Genomic DNA, 6,574 nt, shown 5'->3' with positions numbered 1-6,574 from the left:
CGGTCCCGACGTCAGCGACGGCCAGGCCAGCGTCGACGAAGCCGGTCTGCCGAGCGGCAGTGCCGATGACGGCTCGCACATCACCAGCGGCACCTTCGACATTGGCACCGGCAACGACGGCCTGGCGAGCCTGAAGATTACCGACAAGGACGGCAATGCAGTAGACGTGACCACTGGCGGTACCGTGCAGGGCACCTACGGCAGCCTGGTCGTCTCGCTCGCCAACGGCAGCTACAGCTGGACCTACACCCTGGCCGGCGCCACCGACGAACACACCACCCAAGGTCCCCATATCGACGGCGTTCAGGAGAGCTTCGCCGTGGCGGTCACCGACAGCGACGGCGACACCGCCGGCAGCAGCCTCGCCATCGACATCGTCGACGACGTGCCCAGCGCGTTCACGCCGGATGCCGGTACGCTGGTAGATGGCGTGACGGGGGCGCTCAACTTCGCCGATGCCGTCGGGGCCGATGGCCTGGGTAACGTCGTATTCAAGGCCAGCCTGGAGGGGCAGTCTGCCGTGGATACGCAAGGCAACGCCGTTACTTTCGATGGGCAGCCGCTGAGCTATACCCTGAGTGCCGATGGCCAACAGCTCACAGCCGTTACCGAAAGTGGTGTGGAAGCCTTTGTGGTTACCCTCAGCCCAGGCGGTGACGGGTATTCCCTCAAGGTGAATGGCCAAGTACTCAATGGCACGCTGATCGAAGGCAATATCGCTGGAGGCATCAGTGGCGGCAACTCCGGCTACTATGCTTTGAACAGCCAGGATGGCACCGTCGACAATGACGTTCTGATTTCATCTACTCCAACCGACACGATCAATACCAGTTCGGGACGTCTCGGGGTCAGCGAAGGGCAGAGCATTACGAATGGTGAGTTCATTCGCTTCGATCTTCTGCAGGGCTTAGGTTTCAATAGCGTCTCCGGCGCTCCGGAGTGGGATGCTCATCTCCAAGCCACCCAGTTCACCCAGGATGTCTATCTGACAGGGGGCGCTAAGAGTGCCGCGTCATTCATCGTCAAGGCAGTGGCCGATGCCGAAGCCAGCGGTGGTCATCCGTCCGACGTAACGGATCAATACCTGACGCTGTCACCAGAAAATATCACCATTCTGGATGCCAATGGCGTCGACGTTACTTCCGAAGTTACGCTGACTCAGGTGGGCGATGGTATACGCATCGAAGGCGTGAAGGATGGCTGGAGCTACCGCATTGATACTGACGAGACTTTCGAAGCCATCGAGGTTACCGGCGACGATGGCGATAACTTCAAGCTCGGCGATCTGTCGTTCCAGACTGGGGGTACAGCGTCCGATTTCGACATTGAGGTGAGTATCGAAGGTCAGGATGCGGATGGGGATACCGTTGACAGCAATATTAAGTTGAGCTCGCCAGCGCCTGATTCACTCTATGTTGGCAGTAACAGCGAGAACAGCCACGACAGTACCAGTGGCAGTGATGTCCTGATTGGCGATACCGGCGGCAAATTCACCATCATCAAGCCTGGCCAAGACTACAATATCTCATTGATCCTAGATGCTTCGATGAGTATGAATGATGCATCTGGCACTCCCGGTCTCTCTCGCTTCCAGTTGGCCAAGCAGGCCTTGAAAGCTCTAGCCGACCAGCTTTCTAACCATGATGGCATTGTCAATGTTCAACTTGTCGCTTTCTCCAATAATGCTTGGGAAGTTTCGACTATAGAAGGGTTTGATGCTGCAGATCTTGATAGCATAAAATCTGATATCGATAATATTTCTCAACAAACTTGGACGAACTACCAAGATGCTTTCCTTGAGTCAAAAGGGTGGCTTGATGATGTAAGCTCTTCTGGTTTTGAAAATGTGACGTACTTCCTGACAGATGGGGTTCCAACAGCTTACAATAGCAATGGCTGGTCTAGTTACAGTACGACGGGTGGCTACAATACCAATCAAACGGCGATGCAAAAAGCCATGAATGCATTTGAAAATCTGGCTGGGGTCAGTACCGTCAATGCTATTGGCATAGGATCGGATATCAACGGAGATCTGTTGAGGTTCTTTGACAATACTTCTGTGGTGGATTCTGCTACACAATGGGTACATGGTGGCTCTGTCACAGGCCCTGTTGGTCAAGTAGATATCGTCAACACTGCGGAGGATCTCGAAGCTGCGTTGCAAGGTGGCTCTCATCGCGACGAACTGGCTGAGTTAGGTGATGATACCCTTGCAGGTGGGAGTGGTGATGACATCATCTTCGGGGATACCGTTTCTAGTGATCATCTTTCCTGGGTCAATGGTGAGACAGGCGAGGTGTTCAATGCCTATGAGCATGATGGGCTCGGTTATATTGGTTTGATCGAGTTCCTGCGCTGGGACAGTGAGATTGGCAATAACGGTGCGACTCCCAGTGAAAGTCAAGTCATGGGCTATGTTCGTGAGAATTGGTCACGGTTGATCGACACTAGCCGTGAGGATGGAGGCAATAACACTTTGGATGGCGGTGCGGGGAACGATATCCTGATCGGCGGTGCGGGTAATGATGCTCTTATCGGAGGTGCGGGTAACGACACCCTGATCGGCGGTGCTGGCAATGACACTCTCCATGGCGGCCTCGGTGCAGACACCTTCGCCTGGAAGCTGGGCGATGAGGTCGAAGCGGGTAATGCCGCTGTAGATCAGGTGATAGATTTTAAAGTCGGCGAAGGCGACACGCTGAATATTTCCGATCTGCTGCAGGATCGTGACAGCGAAACCGATATCGGTCATTACCTACATGCCAGCGATGACGGTGAGGGCGGTACGCTGATTCACATAAGTACATCCGGCGGGTTCGGCGGGGGCTACAACTCCGATGCCGAGGACCAGACTATCGTGCTGAAAGACGTGGCTTACCAGGAGAACCTGCTTCAGCAACTGCTGGACGAAGGCAAGATTGATATCGAGTAACGAAGATATCGCAAGGGGAGTGTTGGCGCCCTGCCTGGAGACACCGGGCAGGGCGTTTGTTACTCTACGTAAGGATCATTCAAGGGCCAAGCCATGTACATCAAGCGAGACGAATCCGGCCAGATCGAGCAGGTCAGCCGTGAGGCAACAGTAGAGTGCCGGGAGTTCGTGCCGCCGTGCTCGCCCGAGCTGCAGAGCTTCGTCGCGGAGGATGACGCCGAGAACCTGGCGCTGTCGAAGTCCGACCTCGCCTTCGTGCGGGTACTCGAGGACGTGATCAACGTGCTGATGGACAAGGGCGTGCTCAGCTTCACCGATCTGCCCGAGCCCGCCCAGCAGAAGCTGATGGAGCGTCAGTCGCTGCGCAAGCGCAGGAACAGCGTCGGCCTGATGTCGGAAGAGGATAACGACACCATCTGATGCCATGAACGAAAACGGCCAGCGCAATGCCGGCCGTTCTTGGAACTCGGGGTATTGGTCTCAACCGCCGTTAGTACTCTGTTCACGGATCCCCGGGCCCGTGACCCCATCCAGCCCCAGCTCGAAGAGAGTGTCAGCAGCCCCTTGGCTCTCGACGCCTTCCGCGATGGCCATGATGCCGAGGGAGTGGGCCAGCGTGGCCATGCCGCGCAGCAGGCTCTGCTGATCGCCGCGGCTCTCGATTTCCTGGCTCAAGGCGCCGTCGATCTTCATGAAGCTCAGGCCCAGGTCCTGCAGCCCTTCGATCTTGCCGAACTGGGTACCGACATGCTCCAGCCCGACCCGGCAGCCCAATCCCAGCAGGGCATGGCACAGGGTCCTGAGCGCCTGAGGCTGCTGCATGGCCGCGGACTGCGGCAGCTCGAACCACAGCTTGTCGGCAATGCGCTGATGGGCGCGTACGCGAGAGAGCAGTTCACCGACAAAGTGGCCGTCGCTGAGTGAGTCCGAGGAGAGGTTGATTGCCACCGCCTTGCCGCGGGACTCGACATCCGCCAGCGCCGCCGAAACGACGGCCAGGTCGAGAGTCGGCGCCATCGCCAGGCGCGAGATCCAGGGCAGGAAGACGCCTGCCGGTCGCCACTCTTCCTTCAGGCGCAGGCGCGACGGGACCTCGAAGTGAATCATTTCGCCTCTTGCGTCCAGCACGGGATAGTGCGCCAGCAAGACCCCCTGATCCAGGGCATCCGACAGCGCCTCGCGCCACTCGTCATGGCGTGTAAACAGCACGTTGGCAGCGGGTTGGTCGACCATGACCTGGCCGAACTCCCCCTGGCGCTCGGCACTGGCCAGGGCGCCGTCGAGACTGGCCAGCAGCTGGCCCCGGGCTTCCCCCTGACGATACTGGCACAGGGCGGAGGGCAGCGACACGACGGTACCCAGCTCTGCGCCCAGGCTGCGCAGTCGTTCCGCCAAGTCGTTGCCGAGCGCTTCGAGGTCGTGATGCCGTGGCAGGATCAGCGCGAAATCGCTGCCGTTCAGGCGCCCTACCGTGCCGTAACCGTACAGGTTGGCCAACTGGTCCAGGCGCCGGGCGACCCGAACCAGCAGTGCGTCGGTCCCGGCATGGCCGAGGTGCTGGTTGAGTTCGCCCAGGCGGGCGACGCGGACCATCGCCAGCGTCCCGCTGGCGTCCTCCTTCTCGCTGTTGAGGTGAGCCTGCAACTGGTCCAGGAAGGGCACGCGGGTGAGGGTATCCGTTACCGGGTCGTGCTGCATGCGGCGGCGCAGCTGGTCGAGCTTGTCGCTCTCTTCGCCGAGCATCTGGCGCACGGCGTAAGAGAGCTGGTTCATGGCTTGCACCACCTCGCGCAGCTCCCGCGTCCTTGGTTCGCTCGCCATCATGAAGCGGCGCTGGCCGATAGCCTGGGCCTGGCTGACCACGTTGCGCAGCGGGCGGCGGATGGTGTTCACGATCCAGCTTGCCAGCAGCAGGCTGACGGCACCGGCAAGGGCGAACCAGCCGGCCAGCTCCAGGGTGCTGCGCCATAGCGAGCGGTAGGCGAAGCTGTGCTGGCTCTCCAGCTCCAGGGTGCCGTATTGCTGCCAACCGTTCTGTACCACGGCCCGGCCGGCGGGCACGTCGAAGCGAACCAGTTCGACGAACCAGGCCGGTACGTCTTCAATGTGCTCGCCGGCTGTACGCTGTTCGATGATCTCGCCTTCGGCATCGCGCAGCTCGATGCGCTGGTAATGCCCGGTATCGAACTGAGCCGCCAGCAGCAGTTCCAGGATGACCGGATCCTTCTCCATCTGGCTCATCGACAAGGCGAGCGCATTGGCATTGTCGATGTTCTTGATCTCGATCTCCTGCTCGATGTAATGACGGCTGCTCGTCACGCCGATGAGCAGGCTACCCACGAAGGCCAGCAGCAGCAGGGTCGTGATGGCCAGCCAGAGCTGCTTGATCAATGACATGTCTTCGTTCCCCCCGGAAATGAACGCCCTGATACGTTTCGTTGTGTCGATCGTTTGTTGTCGTGTGGCCTTGTCATGAGAGGAATCCTTGCTGCTGCATGCGTTCGATCACGCTGCGCCAGCGTGACAGCCTGGCCACCGGATCGGCCCGCGACTGGCTGGACCCGCCGGCCCACAGGCCCTCGCTGTTAAAGCTGAATACGGGGTCGAGATCGGTGCGTTGGCTGGCAGGCGTAATGGAAGGGACGAGGTTGTCGAGCACCTGGGGCACCGCCGAAGGCGTCTCGTAATAGCCGAGCACCATGTGAGCCTGGTTGATCTGGCTGCGGCCGATACGCGCGCGGACGTAGATCATGCGCAGCTTGGAGCCGGGGACCCCGAGCTCCTTGAGCGTCACGTACTTGGCGATCGAGTAGTCCTCGCAGTCGCCCTGGCGCTTGCCCATGGTCTCCAGCGGCGTGGCCCAGTAGTCCTCGGTCCCCCAGATCTGGGTGTCCTCCAGCCAGCGCACCCGGCGGTTGAAGAAGTCGTTGACCTCGCGCAGCTGAGTGTCGAGATCGCCACCCTGCAGTCGGTCGATCAGCGTGAACCACTCCTCGAGGATGGCGAGGCCGGAGCGACCATACAGGCGCTGCATGCTGTCGCGTAGTCGCTCACGGTCGATGCGTGCTTCGAGAGCCGTTGGGGGTAGACCCAGCCCGGCGGCCAGCAAAAGCGCTCCCAGGCCGGCCAGGAATCGGCGGCGACCGGGCTTGAAGCCATGTGGGGGAGGGCGATGCGTCATCAGGCGCGCCGAAACATGTTAAGGAATGTAAGCCATTGGACCGAGTATAGAGGAGTGACAACGCCAGCACGATAGGTATGACACTTCTACTGCGCGCCAGGAGGCGTCTCTCATCAGGAAGGATGTACCGCTATGGCAGCGCGTTGTAAGACATTGCCGACAGCTTGCGTCAGACAAAAACGCTTTGTGCCCCATCCGTCTTGTCCCTTCGCTTCGCTTGCGTAACCTTGCGTATTTCTCGCTTGCGCTTTTATCGGGTGAACTTAAGGAACGTGCACATGGCCGACGCAACTGGATTGCAATTCACCCTCGCGCTCGCCGGGGTCGACAGCGCCGGGCTGGCGGTGATCGACTTCACCCTGGAGGAGGCGCTCTCCGCGCCCTTCAGCCTCACGGTGCGCTTCGCCAGCCGCGACGGCAGCCTGTCGGCCACGGAGATACTCGACCGCCCGGTGACCCTG

At 59.9% G+C, this 6,574-nt stretch carries 5 protein-coding genes; 3 read left to right on the top strand and 2 right to left on the bottom strand.

Annotated features, from left to right (window positions below; genetic code table 11):
* Positions 1-2,932: type I secretion C-terminal target domain-containing protein (locus DIS04_RS20150; protein ID WP_111415579.1), on the top strand; the 2,932-nt coding region annotated here is incomplete at its 5' end.
* A gap of 93 nt (positions 2,933-3,025) precedes the next feature.
* Positions 3,026-3,352 (top strand): tryptophan synthase subunit beta like protein, encoded by a 327-nt coding sequence (locus DIS04_RS20145; RefSeq protein WP_111415578.1) that lies wholly within the window; start codon positions 3,026-3,028, stop codon positions 3,350-3,352.
* Positions 3,353-3,412: 60 nt separating this feature from the next.
* On the opposite strand, the gene DIS04_RS20140 is transcribed toward DIS04_RS20145, so the two are convergent.
* Complete coding sequence (locus DIS04_RS20140; RefSeq protein ID WP_111415577.1) at positions 3,413-5,329, bottom strand: EAL domain-containing protein; 1,917 nt, start codon at positions 5,327-5,329, stop codon at positions 3,413-3,415.
* 73 nt (positions 5,330-5,402) lie between these two features.
* Entirely contained in the window at positions 5,403-6,113 is a 711-nt protein-coding gene (locus tag DIS04_RS20135; protein ID WP_111415576.1) for a transglutaminase-like cysteine peptidase, read from the bottom strand.
* Positions 6,114-6,391: 278 nt separating this feature from the next.
* On the opposite strand from DIS04_RS20135, the gene DIS04_RS20130 reads away from it, so the two are divergent.
* Positions 6,392-6,574: hypothetical protein (locus DIS04_RS20130; protein WP_162623135.1), on the top strand; the 183-nt coding region annotated here is incomplete at its 3' end.

It is taken from the genome of Billgrantia lactosivorans, assembly GCF_003254665.1.
Lineage (GTDB): Bacteria > Pseudomonadota > Gammaproteobacteria > Pseudomonadales > Halomonadaceae > Halomonas > Halomonas lactosivorans.
This window is presented reverse-complemented; position numbering and strand designations above follow the sequence as displayed.